Annotated in this window: 18 protein-coding genes; 1 reads left to right on the forward strand and 17 read right to left on the reverse strand. The window is 57.2% G+C overall.

Features of this window, described 5'->3' with window-relative positions; translation table 11 throughout:
• Window positions 1–141: 141 nt before the first annotated feature.
• From AC1VS5_RS00770 to htpG, 15 genes are all read right to left on the reverse strand, one after another.
• Window positions 142–453 carry a DUF3592 domain-containing protein gene (locus AC1VS5_RS00770; RefSeq protein WP_022349204.1) on the reverse strand — a complete coding sequence of 104 codons (312 nt, stop codon included), beginning with the start codon at window positions 451–453 and terminating at the stop codon, window positions 142–144.
• Entirely contained in the window at window positions 440–964 is a 525-nt protein-coding gene (locus tag AC1VS5_RS00775; protein WP_481217356.1) for a hypothetical protein, read from the reverse strand. The genes AC1VS5_RS00770 and AC1VS5_RS00775 overlap by 14 nt, the downstream gene beginning before the upstream one ends.
• A gap of 11 nt (window positions 965–975) precedes the next feature.
• The gene (locus tag AC1VS5_RS00780) at window positions 976–1,362 is read right to left on the reverse strand and encodes a hypothetical protein (RefSeq protein WP_338081844.1); all 387 of its coding nucleotides are present in this window, start codon (window positions 1,360–1,362) and stop codon (window positions 976–978) included.
• A 51-nt stretch (window positions 1,363–1,413) separates the two neighbouring features.
• Entirely contained in the window at window positions 1,414–2,850 is a 1,437-nt protein-coding gene (locus AC1VS5_RS00785; RefSeq protein ID WP_481217357.1) for a T7SS effector LXG polymorphic toxin, read from the reverse strand.
• A 5-nt stretch (window positions 2,851–2,855) separates the two neighbouring features.
• Window positions 2,856–3,176, reverse strand: a complete 321-nt coding sequence (locus tag AC1VS5_RS00790; protein WP_481217358.1) for a hypothetical protein — start codon at window positions 3,174–3,176, stop codon at window positions 2,856–2,858.
• Window positions 3,157–4,245, reverse strand: coding sequence for a hypothetical protein (locus AC1VS5_RS00795; protein ID WP_481217359.1), 1,089 nt, complete (start codon window positions 4,243–4,245; stop codon window positions 3,157–3,159). The genes AC1VS5_RS00790 and AC1VS5_RS00795 overlap by 20 nt, the downstream gene beginning before the upstream one ends.
• Window positions 4,246–4,493: 248 nt before the next feature.
• Window positions 4,494–4,967: a hypothetical protein gene (locus AC1VS5_RS00800; RefSeq protein ID WP_481217360.1), complete on the reverse strand. Its 474-nt coding sequence runs from the start codon at window positions 4,965–4,967 to the stop codon at window positions 4,494–4,496.
• A complete protein-coding gene (locus AC1VS5_RS00805) occupies window positions 4,967–5,638 on the reverse strand; it encodes a hypothetical protein (protein WP_481217361.1) in 672 nt (223 codons plus the stop codon). Before AC1VS5_RS00805 ends, AC1VS5_RS00800 begins: the two co-directional genes overlap by 1 nt.
• Window positions 5,639–5,650: 12 nt before the next feature.
• Window positions 5,651–6,793 (reverse strand): hypothetical protein, encoded by a 1,143-nt coding sequence (locus tag AC1VS5_RS00810; RefSeq protein WP_481217362.1) that lies wholly within the window; start codon window positions 6,791–6,793, stop codon window positions 5,651–5,653.
• Window positions 6,794–6,802: 9 nt separating this feature from the next.
• Entirely contained in the window at window positions 6,803–7,081 is a 279-nt protein-coding gene (locus AC1VS5_RS00815) for a hypothetical protein (RefSeq protein WP_481217363.1), read from the reverse strand.
• Window positions 7,082–7,093: 12 nt separating this feature from the next.
• Entirely contained in the window at window positions 7,094–7,375 is a 282-nt protein-coding gene (locus AC1VS5_RS00820; protein WP_481217364.1) for a hypothetical protein, read from the reverse strand.
• Window positions 7,376–7,433: 58 nt separating this feature from the next.
• A complete protein-coding gene (locus AC1VS5_RS00825; RefSeq protein ID WP_481217365.1) occupies window positions 7,434–7,859 on the reverse strand; it encodes a hypothetical protein in 426 nt (141 codons plus the stop codon).
• Between the two features lie 102 nt (window positions 7,860–7,961).
• The gene (gene essC / locus AC1VS5_RS00830) at window positions 7,962–12,512 is read right to left on the reverse strand and encodes a type VII secretion protein EssC (RefSeq protein WP_481217366.1); all 4,551 of its coding nucleotides are present in this window, start codon (window positions 12,510–12,512) and stop codon (window positions 7,962–7,964) included.
• A gap of 5 nt (window positions 12,513–12,517) precedes the next feature.
• The gene (locus AC1VS5_RS00835) at window positions 12,518–12,811 is read right to left on the reverse strand and encodes a WXG100 family type VII secretion target (RefSeq protein WP_022348880.1); all 294 of its coding nucleotides are present in this window, start codon (window positions 12,809–12,811) and stop codon (window positions 12,518–12,520) included.
• A gap of 622 nt (window positions 12,812–13,433) precedes the next feature.
• On the reverse strand, window positions 13,434–15,467 hold the full coding sequence (gene htpG, locus AC1VS5_RS00840; RefSeq protein ID WP_481217367.1) for a molecular chaperone HtpG: 2,034 nt from the start codon (window positions 15,465–15,467) through the stop codon (window positions 13,434–13,436).
• 1,530 nt (window positions 15,468–16,997) lie between these two features.
• Here htpG and AC1VS5_RS00845 point away from each other — a divergent pair.
• Window positions 16,998–17,276, forward strand: coding sequence for a hypothetical protein (locus AC1VS5_RS00845; RefSeq protein WP_481217368.1), 279 nt, complete (start codon window positions 16,998–17,000; stop codon window positions 17,274–17,276).
• A gap of 67 nt (window positions 17,277–17,343) precedes the next feature.
• Here the strand turns inward: AC1VS5_RS00845 and AC1VS5_RS00850 are convergent, their stop codons facing one another.
• Both AC1VS5_RS00850 and AC1VS5_RS00855 read right to left on the reverse strand, forming a co-directional pair.
• On the reverse strand, window positions 17,344–17,868 hold the full coding sequence (locus AC1VS5_RS00850; RefSeq protein ID WP_481217369.1) for a GNAT family N-acetyltransferase: 525 nt from the start codon (window positions 17,866–17,868) through the stop codon (window positions 17,344–17,346).
• 262 nt (window positions 17,869–18,130) lie between these two features.
• Window positions 18,131–19,552, reverse strand: a complete 1,422-nt coding sequence (locus tag AC1VS5_RS00855) for a sensor histidine kinase (RefSeq protein WP_303213470.1) — start codon at window positions 19,550–19,552, stop codon at window positions 18,131–18,133.
• Between the last annotated feature and the right edge of the window lie 28 nt (window positions 19,553–19,580).

The raw sequence follows: 19,580 nt of genomic DNA on the forward strand, positions 1-19,580 counted from the left end.
CATCCGGCGCGATGGGAGCGCGTTATCGCGAGCAATCCGCGGTTCCACGCCAAGCTCGGCACGTCGTCCGGCGCGTCTCATCCTCAGGCGGGACCGGCGCAGTTACATGGGCCGTCCAGGCAGATCAATGCCACATGGCTGCTAGTCGGTAGTCATATGGCCAACGTTCTCGCGCAAATACGCCCGAAGGGGCTGATTAGGGTCATAGCAGACCGTAACAGCTGCCCCCACCTCGGTTGTTGGCAATTTGGGAACCTGCTCCTGCCCGATGGGAATGGGGCCCAGTTTGATGGCGCGAGACACCATCTTGACCGATTCGGTAATCTCATAGCGAACCCCGGCCACTACGTACGAGACGCGTACCCGCCAATAGTTATATGGTCCCCAGATTCCAAACTGCTCGATCGTGCCCAAGCACTCTACGAAGCCGTCTCCGCTGTTACCAAACATCATCGCAGCCCTCTCGTTCGTCCGGCTCGTCAAGAGGGGGAGCAGGCGTCACGCGAACTTCCGAAACCGAAATGACGAAATCGCGCACCGAGAAAGCCTCGTCCTCGTGAAGCCCCTTCGTCGGAATGCCTATGTGAATAAGCATTGCCTCCCCTCGATTGAGCCTCCCCATGAAATCAGGGGCGAAGTCGAAGGTCGTCTTGGCAAATATCGCATTCCGAGCAGCCTCAGCCGAACCGCTCCGCCCAGCGGAGCCATCGGCGAGCTTCAAGCGAACAACCGCGTGAAGCTCTTGTATGGCGCCCTCAAGCGTGTTAACAAAAAGGCACGCCATATGAAGCTGTCGATCGCTATGGACGTATCTCATGCTCAACGGCGTAAACTCGATGGCGCCCTCTCCATATTCAATACCGCTGGTATCAAGAAATGCCTGGATATCGGCCAGCTCTCGTTTTGCGTCGTCGCGCTCGAGCAGATTTTGATAGCGCAACGGTACAACCGCACGTATTTTCATACATCTCACCCTTAGTTAATGAGGTTCTGAATCGAACGGCCGAGATAGTTGATGCCCCTCTCGAGCACGCCGATAAGGCCGTCGCATTCATAGGCCTTATTCTCGTACCTCCGTCGCTCGTTGTTAAGCATATCAAGATTCGTATCAAGAAGCTTGATGAGCGTGTCGTAGGAACCCACCACCGTCTGCACGCTTCCTCGATATGCCTCATCATATTGGGTGCCTACAAACCAGGCGTATTCGTCATCTTTAAAGCTGTTGAGCGCATCGCGCTTTTCGCGAACAGTCGCTTTATTTTGTGCCAGGCGATCGTAGATCTCTCCGATTCTTTGAGCTGTCGCCATGTATTGGCTCCGCTCGCTTTGCACAGCGTCAAGCTCCTGCTTCTTTTGATTCATTTGCCGCCTGTATTGATCTACCTGATCTTGATTCGACACATGAATCACCCCCTACCAAGGCCATTTGAACGACAACGTTGGGACGGTAACATCGACCTCGAAGCCAACGATGAGCGAAAGATCGAGGCTGAACGACGTAGCGTTGACGTTTACAAAGTTTCCCTCGATAGCCGTCTCGCTCTCGAGCCAAGCCCCTGCGCTCACGCCAGCGCCCGCCTTGGCGCTTGCGCTGGCTCCAAACAGACGCTTCTTCTCCTTTTCGCCAAAGGTAGACCCATCGTTATCAGATGAGTAGGAAAGGAAGTCGAAGCCGGCTGTAGCCTTTGCCTGCGCAGCCGTCGCTTCACCTTTAAGGCCGATGGCAAACTCCCCATCATCCTCGAGCTCGAAGGCCGCGGCTCCCTCTGCCGTGCAGAAATCCGCAGCCCCCGATATAAAGCCACCAAATTCTTCGGGTCCGATGCGAATCTTGCCCTCCGCCTGCGCTACTCCGATGCTCCCTTCGGCATGAGCGCCAATGTATTCATCGCTCCACCCAGCCTTAACGTCACCTTCGACATATCCGACGCGGGCCTGCCCTTCGGCAACCGCAAATTCTGTGAACTGCGCCCGCGCATCGCCTTGAATCGCGGAGAAATATCCATTCGCGTAAACGGTGCCATCCTGAGCGCCATATTCCCAACCTCGGGCAAGGAGTGAATATCCCGCATAGGCGTACACATCTTGGCAGAGGCCGGCAACCCATTGGTCTTCGGTAAGCGTAACCTCTCCCGCCTCATACGAGAAGGGGTCTTCCTCGAGCTTAAGCGCAAGAGTCGTGTTGGCCGCCGTGACGTACCATTCACGGCTTGCAAGACCCGACGCCCCCTCCTCATTGAACGAGCCGCCGGCATAGCACGATGACCGCAAATTGCTAATCATGAGCTTAAGCTTCGAGATGCGTTCATAGAGCTCGTCAACAAACGCCTTAGAGCTTTGATCCGCCGTGGCGAGGTTCGTATCGATCGTATCGATGGTGGCATCGACTTGCTGGTATGCTGCGGTTATGTCGGAATAATTGAGCCCAACCGGGGAGATGTACTCCGCCGCCTGGTTGAGCGTCGCGTTTATCTCCCCTTTATAGTCTTCCAGCGAAGCCGCATGCTTGTCCGATCCCTGCCGCGCATTGACTAGCTCCGCTTGCCCAATGCGTCCATTTGAGTTTGGCTCCACCTGGAGAAACGTCTCCTTGACCGTTTTTGCGATCATCGACAGGTCGGAGGTGATGTCGAGCAACTCTGTTACGACGTTAACGGGGCCATTTGTCATATATGCTTTGAACGCATCTGCCGATTGCCCCCGATAATGACTTGATGCAGACAGGATATACGCAGCTTTGTAGAAATCGTAAAACGCATCCTGAGCTGTCTCTTCGTATGACGAAATAGCCTCCGCCATTGAATCAAGAGACCTGTTATCAAGTTTAAGATTTCCGCTTGAAACAGCCATCTTCGTCACTCCTCATCCAGTCCGAAGAGCACCTTAAATCCCTTGAGAGCCACTTCACCTATCGTGTAGTTAGCAATAGCGTTGTCGGCATTCATCCACTGCGCCTTGATCTCGCGCAGGGCGGTTGCATCGCTGTCGAGCAATAAGCCAAATTCTTTCACGGTATTGTTGAATTCTGTGATGCATTCAACATACCGCTCGACGCTCGCCAATTCCGCTGACCCTGCATCGCACGAATAGGAGACGGCTTTCGCTGACTCAGACGCCGAAACAAACGTATCTGTCTGGCTATCAAACCCCGTAGGATCAAGAAACAACTCTGCCATGCCCACTCACCCTTTCCACTACCACCTGGAACTCACGAAGAAATGGATCAAGCTTCATGCGTACCTGCTCAAAATCGCTAAAAGAGCAGGCAGAGACCGATTCGAGGTAATCGCTTACGGTAAATCCCGAAAGGATGGCGTCTGTTGCAAGCGCTCCATATGCTCGAGGATCGTTCTTTGCCATTGAGGCGTATCGGGCAAGCACGGCACCTCTTGCAGCTTCGAATGTATCGGGCCCTGGAAATGCCAACTGGCTCTTTACCGGTTTTGGGCGCTGCTGCTCGAAGATGAGGCCCGCGTCGAGTGCGTCGGCCTCTACCACGCAGGCGGGAAGGCCCGGTGCCGAAGCAAGCAGATCGACCAGCAATCTTTTCTCTGCTGCCGTCGCTTCCAAACAATCGGTAAGCAACGCGATGACCGTCACGCAGAGCTCCGTGCGCCCGCGTATTACAACATGAGCGTCTTGGCAAAGATACGGGTCGCGCGGTGAAGCCACCCATTGGATGCTTGGACGATGCCCCACCTCGTCGCTTAGCGCCGTATCCAGAGCGCGAAGCCGTTCATAATCGATGGAGCCAAGGATGTGCGTGCAGAGGTTGCCCGGTTCGAGCAGCATCCCAAGGAGGGAAGAGAACTCCTCAAATGTAATGCCCTTAACATCGTGTGCCAGGGATGAAAGCGAAAAGCGTTTATTGTAATGGAGCTTTTCGAAGGCATGATAATGAGCCCTGAACGATTCATCCTTATAGTACCGGGCGAAGCGTTCAATCGCCGTCTCTCGCGCCCGTTCAAAAGCTTCACGCTCGACCGGAAGATCCGAGACGCCCTCCAGCAGCCGGCAGGCCGTCTTGCACGCGCGAGCGGGATCCGCTTCTACAAAAATATGCAGGCCCGTTGCCCCCGCATCCATAAGGCACCCTTGAAAAGCGTCAAGATTTCCAAGATAATGCGCGAGCACGTTGAGAAAAGCACGGTTCATCTTGTGCCGAGAGCCATCGCATGAGATGAACTCATCGAGCGCAAAGCCTCCTCCGATGCCCAGCGTTACATACGCCTTTTCGGACGGCATATCCTTGAATGCATCAACAGCAACCCGAATACGTTGACGGGCTTTCGCCCTCGATGAATCTGGCGTCATTGCGAAACCTCCCCGGGGTCGAGCTCCCCTGTGGCCACGAGGCGCACGAGGTGCGGCATGCTCCCATTATCGCCGCGGAGGCGTGGGCACGGCACCGAAAACCGCCCGGAGAGGGTTGTTCAACAGCTCACGTTGCGACGCGCAGACCCTACTTACTCACTCGCCTTCCAGTCGTATCACTAACAATCCGTCGACTCTAGGCGAAGGCTCTCAACCATTGCCGTAAACATCGGTATATAGCGCTGCGCATCTTCGATATTACAGGTCAATAGGAGAAAGAGTTCCTTACCCGCCATACTCGAAATCGCGAGCATGTTGAGCAAATCGCGATCTAACGCATTAGACTTGAACGAAAGGGCTGCGGTCTCAGCATCGCCACCGGTATACAGACGCTTCTCCCCCATAACAAACCCGGGCGACATGCGTCGGTATACACGCTCACATTCATCGATCCGCTGCGTGACGCCATCTTGGCCTAGAGCTTGCTCGCCGAATTGAATCGCAAGATATGCTCTGTCCGCATCTTGAATAAAAGCCTCATTTAATTTGAATGATCCATAGTGCCCGGAAATCTCATCGGAATTCATCGGACGAAAATCAGCAGGTACCGCAAGTCGAACGTCGTCAACTGAAACAATCATGGTGGTATCCATTAGCTGCTCACGCCCCAATCCTCCGGTGTAAAACTCAGCGTTCCGCCTTCCGAGGAAGCGCTCACGACAAGTTGTCCGGTTTCGACGTTATAGAGGTTGATTGTCACCGTCCAAGATGCGTCACCGGGGTGCTCAAGGGTCTGCATCTGGGCACAGTAGATCTCTACAATCTGGATTGATGAAAGCCACGTTCCAACCGATGTCGCAACATCGGGCGTTAGGTAACAGTCAATCGTCTGCCAGCCATCATCTACCTCAAGTGAACATCCGTCATATAGACTCGCGAACGACGAGCAGGAGCTCTCGATCTGTTTCTTGGTCCAATCAAGCGTGTAATCATACTGCTCGGAGGAATACGTTAGGCTAACCGACCCGTCGTCGAGCACATGCGCCTCAAGATATCCCGCTTCAGAATCGGGGTCGTTTGACTCGTCACTATCCCGAATCGCCTCGTCCGCTGTCGAATAGCCCATCACATTCAGCAGCGCTTGGTTGTAAATGATATTGTATGTGCTCTCATCGCTGGGCTGTTTGGATACCGCGCTTCCCTGTTCTCTAGCCTCGCTGGAGCAACCGTACAGCTGCATCGCGCCAGCCAATGCAACAATCAGTGCCAGCAACACCACCACAAAGGAGCGCAGCTTTTTTACATTCTTTGCACTGTATACCATGCTTTGTCTCCATCAGAAAATCGGAACGGGAGCAACAGTCAAAGACGCGCCTCCTGAGAAATATGCCGCAGCGCCCCAAAGTATAATACCGCCAACAACGATGACAGTAGTCTTAACGGCGTCCCCATCGAGGCTGGGCGCATAGTGGTTTACCAAAGTTGGCTCGCTTTCGACCTGTGGAAGCTTGGGCCAGTTGCCCTCATCGCCTTGTTTCTTTATGCCTATTGTCGATGTGATGCTCCCAGACTCTTGAACAGGCGTTTCAATTGATTCCTCGAAGGTGAGCTCTTTGGACATCGTTGCGCCCACCTTTACGGTGTACGTGCTCTCCCCTATTTTGAATGAAGCGGAACCTTCGAGACCGTTTTCGCTGATAGTTGCCGAGGTGCTCTCAGACTTAATCGACAGCCCAGAATTGCCGTCCTTGTCAATGTTTCCCGAGCCCGTAAGTCCAACCCCAGAATCAGCTGTCGTCGTAAAGTTTTTGAAACCAACTCTCTGGTTTGCTATCTCTGTATCTATCGAATATGGCGAATTGTTGTCGATCGACCCCTCAACCGCATAGTAAAGCATCAATCCAGGACCGAGCATCAACGTAAACTCTTCGCCCAAACCGAGATTAGGCAAGTAATCCACCAAATTCGAAATTAGGCTGGATAGGATGTTATTCCGGATAACCGGATCCGTTGTTTCTAGCTCCTCGGAAGTAATTCCATCCCCTGCTATCTTTGTCAGCAAGTCCCGTTCGGCACTGTAGGCAGCCATCTCATTTTTGAGCGCGGTCATCTGCCCGCTATCGAACGTGCATGTAGATGGCTGTATGACCGCATTTGCGCGCTCAATGAGGCTCCCTATCCTCTGGACCTGCGTCAAAAGCGCGGCGAAGCGAACACCGTAACCGGAATCGATATCGTTTACGTTTGAAAAGATTTCATTTATCTTATCTGCGCTCAGATTGTTTTTATCAATGATAGATTTATGAAACGCATCGACGTTGCTCAGATCGTCCTCAAGTTTCAAGAATCCTGTCGAATATTGCAGATCTCCCCAACGGTCTCCAAACCAATCGGTAAAATCGCACCATTTTTCGTCATTTACCTGCTTTACAAGCGATAGCAAGCGTTCTTTGGCCTCGTCTGAGAAATCTCGCTTCATATGCTTGTCCTACTCTCCCGCAATGGCAGAAGACGCAGATTGGTCCGCATCTGAATAGCCCGAGCGTGCATTCTCGAAAAACGAGATGCTCGTCGTAATGAGTGTCGAAAGATTCGATTTCACCTCATCGAGAGCGGAATCGATCTCAGCAAGCTGCGATACGACCTTACCGGAGCCGCTCGCTTCATCACACATCGGAACATAGCCTTCAAGTTCCGCAAGAACATCACGCAGCTTTGTTAGGCATTCGTCCAATGCGGCGACGTCAATATCGATAGTTTTAGCCATTTCAATCACCAATCAATAGAGCTCTTGATCCGCCTCGTCGATGGAATCGATAAAGTTGTCTGCTCGTTCATCTATGGTGTTGCCGATTGTCTTCAATTCGTCCATTAAGACGTCAATGCACTCCATAAACGCATCAAGCGCATCTGCCAGCTCCCCCTCTTTAACAGCTTCGTTTCGTATGCTGTGAAGCGCTTCACTGAAATCAATTAAACTGCTGTTGAGAGCGATGCAGTATGTCTCTATATGCGACCCTCGGTTCCTGCAGTTGCTATCATCAACGATAAGGCTAGACATCAATATACGTCCCCTTGTTTAGCTCGTAGATTACCGGATTTGTCAATCGCTGTATTCTCTAGTCCCCTGCTTGAAGCCTAGTGAGCTCCCTGCGCGATGCATCAATCTGGTTGCGGCAGTTTGCCATTGTTCTACGGTACTGTTCAATCTCCGCTTCACATGACTGAATTGCTTTATCGACCTTGGCAATAGCGCTATCCAAAGATTGTTGAGCGCCTGAGTACGAACTGCCATGTAATGCCTTCGACATACTCGCCGCATATGTTGATGCGGACCGGGCAAGGCAACTCATTGCCGTTATTGAATTGAGCTTTGCCAAGCCGTTGTCAACCTGGTTGGCCATAACGCCTTTATAGGAAGACAGACCGTTTCTTACATCAATGAGGTCATCTATCTTTTGCTCAAGCTGCTTTATTTCTACACGGCAGCCTTCAATTCTTAGCTCACTCTCCCGAATCGACGTGCGCAGTTGGGATTCGTTCATGCATTTCACCCCTTTTTTGCAAGCATCATCATCTCAACATCTAACTAGCAAGCCTTTTGCATCACGCCGCCGAACCAAGAGGCAGGGAGTCGGAGCATTCGATCACTGCGAAGCCTCCTCGGGATCAGGCTGTTCTGTAGTTACGAGGCGCACGAGGCGTGGCGTGCCGCCATCGACCAGGTAACCGCGTGCGGTGCGCATGGCGGTATCGGGCAGAAGGCCCGGCGTATATGTGGTCGAAATCGTCGATTGACCGTCCACGCCCGGGCCCACCCACAGGCCGTCTTTGTTCGAGACGTGCGCCTTGAACCAGTCCTCGTAGCCGTAGGAGACATCGGCCTGCGCGTCTACGAGCAGTATGCGCACCGATCCGGCGAGCGGCAAACCCTGCAGCAAGCGCTTGAACTCGTTGGCCTGGTCGAAGGGCACGGTATTCACCAGCGCGCCCATACCGGTCACGATAACCAGACGCATCGCAGGCGCCGCCTCAGCGGCATGCGCGAGCAGGTTCTGCAGATATCCCGCAGCGAGCTCGGGCTTGCGGGTGGCGTAAGCGCATCCCGAAGGCTTTTCGGCACCCAAGAGCTGCGATATGTCGAGTACCGAGAGCTCCCACGCCGGGCTCGCCGCCGTCGCTGACACGAGCGCCCGCATGAACGAGATGCCGTTGCGGCGGCGCTGGAACACAGCGCGGGCCATCGCCGTCTCCTCGAAGTCGAACCCGGCAACGCCGAGCGTATCCTCGTAGATGCCCACGGGAAGCATGCCCGCAGGAATCTGGCGCGCGGCCAGCACCTCGAGCGTGACGCGCTCCGGCACGGTGGGAACCGACCGCGCGCGCTTGAGCCCCTGTGCCTCCGCACGGTGCGCCAGATCGGTTGCGAGCGCAGCGGCATACCCATAATCGTCGTCGTTCTGCGAAAGATGCGCCGCTTGGAACTCCAAGATGCCCTCTTCGGTTTTCACGAGGCCGCGACCAAATCCATTCGGCTCCACCACACCATGCATCGACCCGAAAATCATCGAATAGTCCGACGAGTCGGCCAAATTGACGGCGAACACCTGGCGGAACGATTGGCGCATGCGCACGCGCACCGACGAGGTGCCGTCGGCGGTCATAATGAGGTAGATACCGTTGCGGCCCGCCTCGCGCACGAAACGCACTATGGCGTCCTCCTGCTTGGGGTATGCCTCCATGAACGCGGCGATATCGTTGACAATCACCAACACCGCCGGCATGGTTCCGCCTGCCTGCAGATAACGCGTGAACGACCCGCCGTACGACGCCAGAATCGAGCGGCGCTCGGTATGCAGGGCACCCATGAAATCGAAGAACCGTCCAACCTTCTCTTCGTCCGCAACGCAGATCACGTCGCCCACCTGGGGAGCCTCGGCAAACGCACGCAGCGACTCACTGCCAAAATCGAGCGCGTACACGTTGAGCGCCTGAGGGCCAAACGTACGCAGCAGGCTGTAGAGCGCCGCATGGAGCACCAGTTCGGCGCCGGAATCTGCAGAGCCGTAGACCAGCGCGTTGCCGCCCTTCACGAGCGGCATGGTGAGCGGCATCTGCCGCTGGTGCTCGGGGTCGTCGAGCTCGCCGATGATGGGATTAAGGTCGAACTCCTGGGAGCTGGCGCAACCGCCCGGTTCGCCATGGTACTTAGCAGCGAGCCCGTCCACCGTCACGAGCGCCGGCACCGGCTCGAGCCACAGCTGGCGCGCATGCACGCCCTCCTCGTCCGCCACCCGCTGCACCAGCTGCAGAACGGCGACCGACTCTGGCTTGTCTTCGCCGGCGGCAACCGCACGGTCGGGCTTTACCGAAACGAGCTGGCGCCCTGTGTCGGACACGAGCGTGACGGATTCGTCGGTTGTCTCGGTATAACGGCTCTGCGGCACATAGCGCGTTCCGGCATACGCCGCCTGGCCCAGCGCGAAGTACTCGTTGTAACCCACGAGCAGGTAAAAGCGGCCCGCTTGCGTGAGCGCCGCGGCGTCCGGCCGGCGGATCATCTCGCGCGAATCGGCCTCATCTGCCACCTTAAGGCACACCTTGAAACGCGCGTTGGACCAGATCTGGTCGTTCACCACGCCCGATGGCTTCTGGGTGGCCAAGATGAGGTGCACGCCGAGCGAGCGGCCGATGCGCGCCGCAGAAATAAGCTCGTCCATGAACTCTGGTTCCTGCTGCTTGAGCTCGGCAAACTCATCCGCCACGATGAACAGATGCGGACAGGGCTCGGTCACGCGCTCCTGACGGAACAAATCCAGGTAGGTGTAGATATCGACATTGTCTCCGCCCACAATGTCACGCGCGCGGTTGAAGAGCTCCTGGCGGCGCTTAAGTTCGCTTTTGATGGACACGAGGCTGCGCGTAATGGCCGCGCCGTCAAGGTTGGTGATAACGCCAGCCAGGTGCGGCAGGCGCACGTGCTCGTTGTCGAACGCCTTGGCCAGACCGCCGCCCTTGTAGTCGATGAGCACGAACGCCACGTCGTTGGGCGAATACGTAACCGCCATTGAGAGGATGTACGTGATGATGAACTCGGATTTGCCCGAGCCCGTGGTTCCTGCAATGAGACCGTGTGGACCGTGGAACTTCTCGTGCAGGTTGAGCAGGAATGGCTCGCCCATGGCATCGACGCCCACCGGCGCGGCAAGGCTCGCGGAGGCGTTGGACTCGCGCCAGCGCTGAGCGATGCTGAGGTGCTCGATGCTTCCGGCTCGCTCCATCTCCAAGAATCCCAAACGCGCGGGAATGCGCTGCGCCTCGGTCTTGATGTCGAGCCGGATTTTGCCCATAGCAAAGGAAAACCCGCGGCAGAGCTCTGCTCCCACCTCGATATCCGGCGCGAAGTGCTTGCGCGAACCCGAAGGATCGTCGCGATCGAGCACGTAGGCTCCCTGATCCTCCAAGCCGATCACGCTCCGGCACGCGCGCGGCAGATCGCGCATCTCGTCCGCGCAAGCAATGAGGGAGATTCCGAGGTTCTCGCGCAGGCCGGCAATCGCCTTGACGATGTCCGACTTATCGGCAATCTCCTCCGAAGCGCATACGACCACGTAGTAGGGGTGCGCATCGCGCGCCTCAAACGAGCGGTCTTGATTCCGCCGCACTTCGAGCACGCGTTCCATGAGCATGCTAAGCTCAGAGGTTTCTTCCAGCCCGAACGCAACATAGCGCGCCGACCGATCATCTGAAAAGCAATGCGGCAGGTGCAGCGCGAACGACCATTCGCCTCGCTCGGCTTCGTCGGCGAGCACCACGAGCTTGACGTCTTCGTAGCTATGCAGCGCCGCGAGCTGGATAATCATGCCGCGCACGAACGAGCGCACGCGATCGCTCGGGCCAATCACGCCTACCACGGGCTTCTCGATAAGCGCATGCGCGATGGGCACGTTCTTGAGCACGCGCGGCGCGTCGGCCTGCTCGTCTACCGCGCGGCGCAGCTCGTCGTCTTCTAAGCTAAAATGCCGGTCCGGCCAGCGAATGTCTGCCTGCAGGGGCTCCTCGCCCAAACCGAGGCGCACCTGCAGATAGTCCGCATGAAGCGACGTGCGATCCATAAGGCTCGTGTCGCTCGTGTATGCCCGATTCAAGCATTCCTGGACCGAAATACGGTTCTCCTGCAGTATCTCGCGCTGCAGCGCCTCCTCTTCCGAAATGCTCGTGAGCACGCGGCTGAGATATTGCGAATACGCCGCACGGCGCTGAGCTTCCTTTTGCGCTCGACGCTTTTTCTGACTGCGCCCGTTGACGATTGGCCACACGACGCTACCGGTGAGCATCGCCGCCGCCATGCCCGCAGTGAGCACCGACGGCATGATGGCGAGCGACAACAGCGAGACGAGCGCCATGACCGCCGAAGGGCCGATGCGCATGGCAAGCGAGGTCTCGTCCTCGGGCTCGGGCTGCGGAGGCGCATCGACCGAGAAGCTCTTGGATTCGATGGTGCGGGCAAACCGTAGCGACGGGTAGAACAGCTCTCGGTCGGGGTGCGTGACGGCATCGCGCTCCTTGAGCCGCCCCGCTTGGTACCGCACGAAATCGGGCGATATCGAAACCAAGCCACCGGGATTGTTGCACGAGAACAAACCCGAGCCGACCACGATATACAGGTTAAGCAGCGACACCACATCGCCGAACGAAAGCTCAACCGGCTCATTCGGGCGAATGCGGTATCCGTTGACAAAGACGCCGTTCGTTGAATCGAGGTCTTCGGCCTGCCACGCCCCGCCCTGATAGGTCAATCGCACATGATGCTCGGATATGAACTGCGTGTCGTACACGATGGCGTTGTCTTGACCGCGGCCCACGGTAAACTGCATGTCGCCGGCAAACCCATAGAGCTGGCTCTGGCGAGACCCGGGATTGTCGGGATAGAACATGAGGCTCCACGCGGCACCCGCCTCGCCCTCGAGGCTCAAGACCGCGCGCTTCGTAGGCTCGAGCTCAATCACGCAATGCTGTTCACCGCCCCGCCCGCGAACGTGCACGGGCGCATGGGGCTCGATGTGCCAAATGCCATCTGCTGCCTCGATGAAAGCGAGACGGGTGCCGTCGGCATCATCAATCCAATGGGCGCCGGTTACGTTCGCGGGCAGCGCGACCGTGTTAAGACGATCGCGCGACAGGACGGTGACGATCATGTGCGTTACGCTCCGAAGCCAGAAGCGATGGCAGCATCCTGCTCACGCATCTGGGAGGCCGTCTTGTTAAGCGCCGAGGCGATTTCCTCGATAAGCTGCTGGGCCTTCTGCATGTTCGGCTTGAAGTCGGTCTGATAGCGGTTGGCGTACGACTTGCTGGCCTCGCCTTCCCACTCAGACTGCAGGTTGGCGAGCAGCCGGTCCATGTTCGAGATGACGTTGGCGACGTTCTGCGCCTCGGTGCGATACTGACTCGCGCGCTGATCCATCGTATCCGGGTCGATGCGAATGTTTGCCATGGCTCTACCGCCTTTCTCCTCTGCGTGCGCACGGCGCGCACAGCCTGATTCTATTGTGGGCGAGCGGGCAGGCGGAATGGTGTTATGCAACAGTGCAGAGCCGGCGTGACCGCGTGCATTGGGCCTCCACGCTTATGTAAGCGATTCTTAGGCATGTCATAAGTAACTGTCTTGCGCCTTGCGGACATAATGGGGCTGTGCATCCAAGAGCAGCACGCGGATGCACCCGTACCGGTGGATGAACGAGGAGGCCGTGCATGCATTCTTCCAAAGACGCAGCACGCATGGAACTCAGGGCCTCAACCCGACATGCGAACCCCTATTCCTTCCCCCCGACACCAGGATCCGGCCTCCTCGGCTCCACCACCCGCCTATCACCCGCAGCACCAGCTGCCATGCGCCTACCCAATTCGGCGCGCTCTGCCGACCAGGGAGAAAACCTGCGGCATAACTGGCAGACGGCGCTTCAGAACCTGAGCACCGAGCCGCTCGAGCACGCGGCCACCCTCTAGGAAAAACGCCAGGAAATGCCACCTCACCCGATAACGAGAAAGGCCCCGAGGGGCCTTTCTCGTTTCTCGGATTGTTCGATGTCAAATTAAGGACAACCCCCGATTCGACATTACATCAGCTCGCACACGCGCTGCGAGAACGCCACCGGATCCTCAGGCAGAATGCCCTCTACAAGCAACGCCTGGTCGTAGAGCAGGCCGGCATACAGCGCGATCTTCTCAGAATCGCCCGCATCTTGTGCGGCTGCAAGCTTGGTAAACACCGGATGTTTTGCATTAAGCTCCAGTACACGCTGGGTCTTGGGCAGGCCCTCGGCCTCGCCCTCGGGACCGCGCTTGAGGACCTTCTCCATCTCGAGCGAAAGCGGGCCTTCGGTCGTGATGCACGCGGGAGCTTCGCCCTCTCCCACCAAACGTGACGAGACCGCGACCTTCTCCACCTTGTCGCCAAGCGCCTCCTTCATCGCATCGAAGAGGTCGCTGTGCTCCTTGGTAGCCTCCTCGGCCTCCTTCTTCTCGTCCTCGCTCGCCAGATCGAGGTCGCCCGTCGCCACGTTCTTGAGCTCCAGGTGGCGATCCTCGGTCTCGGGCTCCGCGCCGTCGGCCTGAGCTTTCTCGGCCGCGTCACGCGCGGCGTCGTCCTCATAGATCTTGGGCATGTCACGCGCCACGTACTCGCGCATAGCCTGGAAGGTAAACTCGTCAACGTCCTGCGTGCACAGCAGCACGTCGTAGCCGCGCGCGAGCACGCCCGTCACCACGGGCATCTTGCTCAGGCGCTCGCGGTCGTCGCCGGCAGCATAATAGACGGCCTTCTGACCCTCGGGCATGGCCTCGGCGTACTCGCGGAGCGTGACCATCTTCTGCTCTTTGGCGCTCCAGAAGAGCAGCAGGTCGCCAAGCTCGTCCGCCTTGCCGCCGTACGTGTTGTAAATACCAAACTTGAGGCCACGACCAAAGTTCTCAAAGAACTTCTCATATGCCTCGCGATCGTTGTCTCGCATGTCGCAGAGGTCGTCCGTAATCTTCTTCTCGATGCGCCGCGCGATGGCGTGAAGCTGGCGGTCATGCTGCAGGGTCTCGCGGCTGATGTTGAGCGAGACGTCTTCAGAATCCACAACGCCACGAACGAAGTTGTAATAGTCCGGCAGCAGGTCGGCGCACTTCTCCATGATCATGACGTTGGAGCTATAAAGCGCCAGGCCCTTCTCGTAATCCTTGCTGTACAGGTCGAACGGCGCGCGGCCGGGAACAAACAGCAACGCGTCGTACTCGAGCGCGCCCTCGGCATGGAAGCTGATGGTGCGCGCCGGGTCCTCGAAGTCGTGGAACGTGCTCTTGTAGAACTCGTTGTAATCCTTCTGCTCCACATCCGAGGCGCGCTTTTTCCAGATCGGCGTCATGGAGTTGATAGTCTCGAGCTCCTGATAGTCCTCGTACTCGGGCTGGTAATCGTCGCCTGCATCTTCCGGCTTGGGCTTCTGGCGGCTCTTGGTCACCATCATCTGGATCGGATAGCGCACGTAGTTGCTATAGCGCGTGATAAGGTCCTTGAGAGCCCATTCGCTCAGGTAGCGGTCATAGTTCTCGCCGGGTTCGCCGTCCTTGCCGGGTTCATTGTCGCGCAGCGTGAGAATCACATCGGTGCCGTGGGCCGCACGCTCACCGGGCTCGATGGTATAGCCCTCGAGGCCATCGGACTCCCACACGTTCGCCGCATCCTCGCCATATGCGCGGCTGACCACCCGGACGCGCTTGGCCACCATGAACGCAGAGTAAAAACCGACACCAAACTGACCGATGATATCGACCGCGTCGCCCTGGCTCTCGGCGTTCTCGGTCTTGAACTCCTGGCTGCCAGAATGGGCGATGGTACCCAGGTTCTTCTCAAGCTCATCGGCCGTCATGCCGATGCCGTTATCCGAAACGGTAATGGTGCGCGCATCGCGGTCAAAACTCACACGGATTGAAAGATCGTCCTGATCGACCTGCATGCTATCGTCTGTAAGGCTCTTGAAATTGAGCTTGTCGACTGCATCCGACGCGTTGGAGATGAGCTCGCGCAGGAAGATCTCCTTGTTGGTGTAAATCGAGTTGATCATGAGATCGAGGAGCTTCTTGCTCTCTGTTTTGAACTTGCGCATGCGCTGCGTTCCCTTCCTCCCTGTGGATGCTTGTTGAGCGCGCGGCACGTACTAAGTAGCAGGTCGTACAGCACTCAACAAACCTAACATGTTGAGACTTAGATTTTATATCCCTATTGTGCTCATATATGCACTGCTCACGTTATTTCCTCGTGATAATTCCAACCCGGATGAAATTATCAAATAATCGAGCCAACAGTCATTTCAAAATGCGTAACGGGGGCTATGTAGGTAAGCCCCTAGCTGTTCGGCGCCGTGACGACTTATTCTCCCCGTACGTTCCGGCCGCAAGCACCTCCTGGATATAATATTTAGCCAGCTTTTGCCATCTTTTAACTGCTTTGGCCAATTAGATACGATTGGTGGAATTCGCGACCTCTTGCAAGGTTCTATAGAAGCGTCGAGCTTCCTTGTATTGAGCATATTTCGCCGCTTGCCTCGGGAAAAATCAGCTGGATGCGCGCAACGACAATTCCACCAAACCAACCGCGCCTTAAACTTTATCTGGAGTTACCACCATTCGTATCTATTTGGCCAAACCCGCCATAATCTATAATCCTTCTCACCAGCGAGGCGCTGTTTCCACTTGTCAGGACCCCGACCCTCATTCAACATCCCCTGTCCGGCCGATCCATCCTGATGGCCCGAAAAGGTCCCGCAATGGTAGTTACCAGCAGACCACATGACTTTCTTCACCTCACTTCCTCATGTGTGAAGGGCATGCTCACAAAAACGCACCGTACGACATACCCGTTTATTGTTGTGTCAGCTTTACCAGGATTTCGACTGGTTCGTATTTACCAGTTCACGTGAAACGGCTGACAGCACGTCTATGCTTAGCCTATGAGGAAGTGCTTTTGCAACATATCGGCCCTTGAGCTATACCGCGCAAGTGGGCGTCTCGCGCCGGACATCCTGCATAAGCCACGAACCGCCAAGCTCAATGATTGCTCGGCGCCTCCGCGCCCCATGCTTGAGGACGACCTGAAACGGTACGGTATCAAGACTCATCCTTGCCATGTATTGTGTGAAACCAAAACCGGACATGCCCCTCGCTTTGTTGCTCGGCATACGCACCGCCATCCTCTTCCAGCACGATCGCTCATCGTTCTCAACAAAGATACGCTGGTAGTCACCCCGGAGCTGCTCTTCCTCGAGCTTGCGGCTTCCCGCGATATCGACGACATCGAGCTGTTGCGAATTGGATTTGAGCTCTGCGGTACCTACGTTCTCGATGTATCGGAAGATTCCTGGGACGGCTACACCAGTACAGATGCCCCTATAACGAGCGTGAAAAAGATATCCACCTTTCTTGAACGATGCTCTGGTATGAACGGCTCAAAGCGCGCTCGGCGGCTCGCCCGCCTTATCGCCGACGGTTCACACTCCCCCATGGAAACCGTTACTGCCCTACTGGTAAGCCTCCCGCATTGCATGGGTGGATGGAACCTCGGTAGGGTGAAAATGAACCAGCGAATTATGACCGCCGATGGACCAAAGTGGGTGGACATTTTCTTTTACAAGGAGAGAGTGGGCCTAGAATACAAGGGGCGGCGCGCGCATTCGATAGAACGAACGGCGCGCGACGATCGCCGGCAGAATCGCCTCGCCGGCACGGGCATCACGGTGCTCAATATTTGGTACGAGGATCTTGCGCAGGAGCATCTTTGCGAGAAGCTCATGCTCAACATCGCGCACTCCCTTGGAAAACGCATAAGGTTACGCAGCGCTACCTACGAGGCTCGACGTCGAGTGCTCTACGCAACGCTCATGCCATCGATACAACGCTATGAGCAGTTGGGCGGTTAGGGGAAGGCCAACTCGGAGAACCTGGCCTAGGGCCCCATAATGGCACAAAGGCGGTGCAGGCCTTGCTCTACAGCCGCTTTGCCATCCAAAGATGGGGCTGGCCTTCGTCTTCGTAGTCCACCTCGCTGATCTGCTCGTAGCCCTCAGCTGCGTAGAGGTCGCGAATGTACTCCTGCGCATGAAGCTTAATGAGGCGGGCGCCGGCCTCGCGCGCGGCGCGCTCGCTCGCGCGCACCAGCTCCCGGGCAAGCCCGCGACGACGCATGGTGGGCATCACGGCAACGCGTCCCATGATGTAGGTCTCGCCTTGTTGCACGCCCGCATCAAGCGAACATGCAGGCGACTGAGGCATGCCGGGATTCAGCGTGTGCTCAAGCTCCTCGGGAAACACGCGTGCGCACCCGGCAAGCCCCCTCTCAACATCCTTCTCAACGTAGAGAACCACATGGATGCAGGAGGGGTCCTCATCAATGGGCTCGAACTCATTCTCGTAACCCTGCTCTTCCATGAAGACCGCACGACGAACCGCAAACGCGTCATCGTGCGCCTGCGGCGAACACGCCCCGCGACTCATTTTGACGGTGGTTTCCACGGCACACCTTTCGCCTGTGATGGATGCCGCCATCATACGACAATTGAGCAACGCGCGCAGGGCTCGTCTGCGGGGCCTGGTTGCGAGGCCCACAGCCCAACGCCCGATGACGGGGCCTGGCGCAGGGTCTGCTAGCGGGGCACGATAGCTCAACGCGCGATGACGGAGCCCAATAGCAGGGTCTGCTAGCGGGGCCCAATAGCAGGGTCTGCTAACGGGGCACGATAGCTCAACGCTCGATGGCGCAGGCCCAATGCCGTACCTATAGCTCAGGCAGCTCCTGCACGGGAAAGGTCACGGTAATGCATGTGCCCATGCCGAGCTCGCTTGCCAGATCGATGCTCGCGCCGTGGTAGACCGCGGCATGCTTCACGATGGCAAGGCCCAGGCCCGTTCCGCCGCGCGCCTTCGAACGGCTCTTGTCCACGCGATAGAAGCGCTCGAAGACCTTGTCCTGCTCCTCAGGCGCGATGCCAATGCCTGTATCGATAACTTGAATGTAGGGATGTCCCCCCTCGTCGATTCCACACGAAAGCGTGACCGAACCGCCCGGTAGGTTGTAGCGTATGGCGTTGCTCGCCAGGTTATACGCAAGCTCGTCGAGCAGGCGGGGCACACCAACCACCATCGCCGGCTTGGTTTCGAGCAGTATCGTCACATCAGCTTTCTTGGCAACCTGCTCCAAGCGCTGCGAGATAGACTCGAGCATACGAGGCACGTCAACCGGCTCGGTGGAGCCGAGCACGTCGGCCGAGTTCTCTGAATCCGTGCGCTCGGCCTCGTCGAGATTCGAGAGCGTGAGAATATCGTTCACGAGCGACGTGAGGCGACCGGCCTCACGATGGATGCGGCTGCCAAAGTCACGCAAATCGGCCTCGTCGGCCACCATGCCACCGGCGATGAGCTCGGCGTATCCGGAAATCGTCGTGAGCGGCGTCTTGAGCTCATGCGTGATGTTTGCCGTGAACTCGCGGCGCATGCGATCGTTGTCGGCGAGCACGCGCATCTGGCGCTTGAGCTCTTGACGCTGGCTCTCGATACGATTGAGCATAGGTTCCATCTCGGAATACACATCCTCGCTGTTGCGCTTGGGATGATCCAGATCGACCTCGAGCAGCGGAGCGATGATCGAGCTAGCCGACCGGCGCGCCGCCACGAACGAAACGAGCAGCAACACGACAGCCAGCAGCACAATAGGAAGCGCCATCGAGGCGAGAATCGCCAAGATGCCGTCCTGCTCCTGCGCAAGGCGAACCACGGTGCCGTTATCGAGGCGAACCGCCTCGTAGAGCATAATCTCGCCCAGCGTAGAACTCGAGCGTTCCGACGATCCGCTCCCGGTCTCGATCGCATCGGCAACCTCGGGGCGGTTCGCGTGGTTCTCCATTTCCTCCGCAGGCTCTTCGCTGTCGTACAGGACCGAGCCGTCGGGGTTGATAAGCGTGACGCGCTTGCCATCGAGGGACAGGCGCTCGAGCACCGTGATATCGTCGACCGTTTCGTTGAGGGACGCAGCGACGATTCGCGTCTCGTCGCGCAACTCGCTACGCGTAACGCGGGCCACGTTGCCCTGGAGGTAACCGGCCCCCGCCAAGGTGAAAATCGCGACCACCAAGAGCGCGATGCAAAAGATGGTTGCAAACACGCGCCTGAACAGTGATTTTTTACTCCCGATCGGGCTCATGGGCTAACTCCTCTGCGCCGGCCCCACA

It is taken from the genome of Enorma sp. (assembly GCF_982429025.1).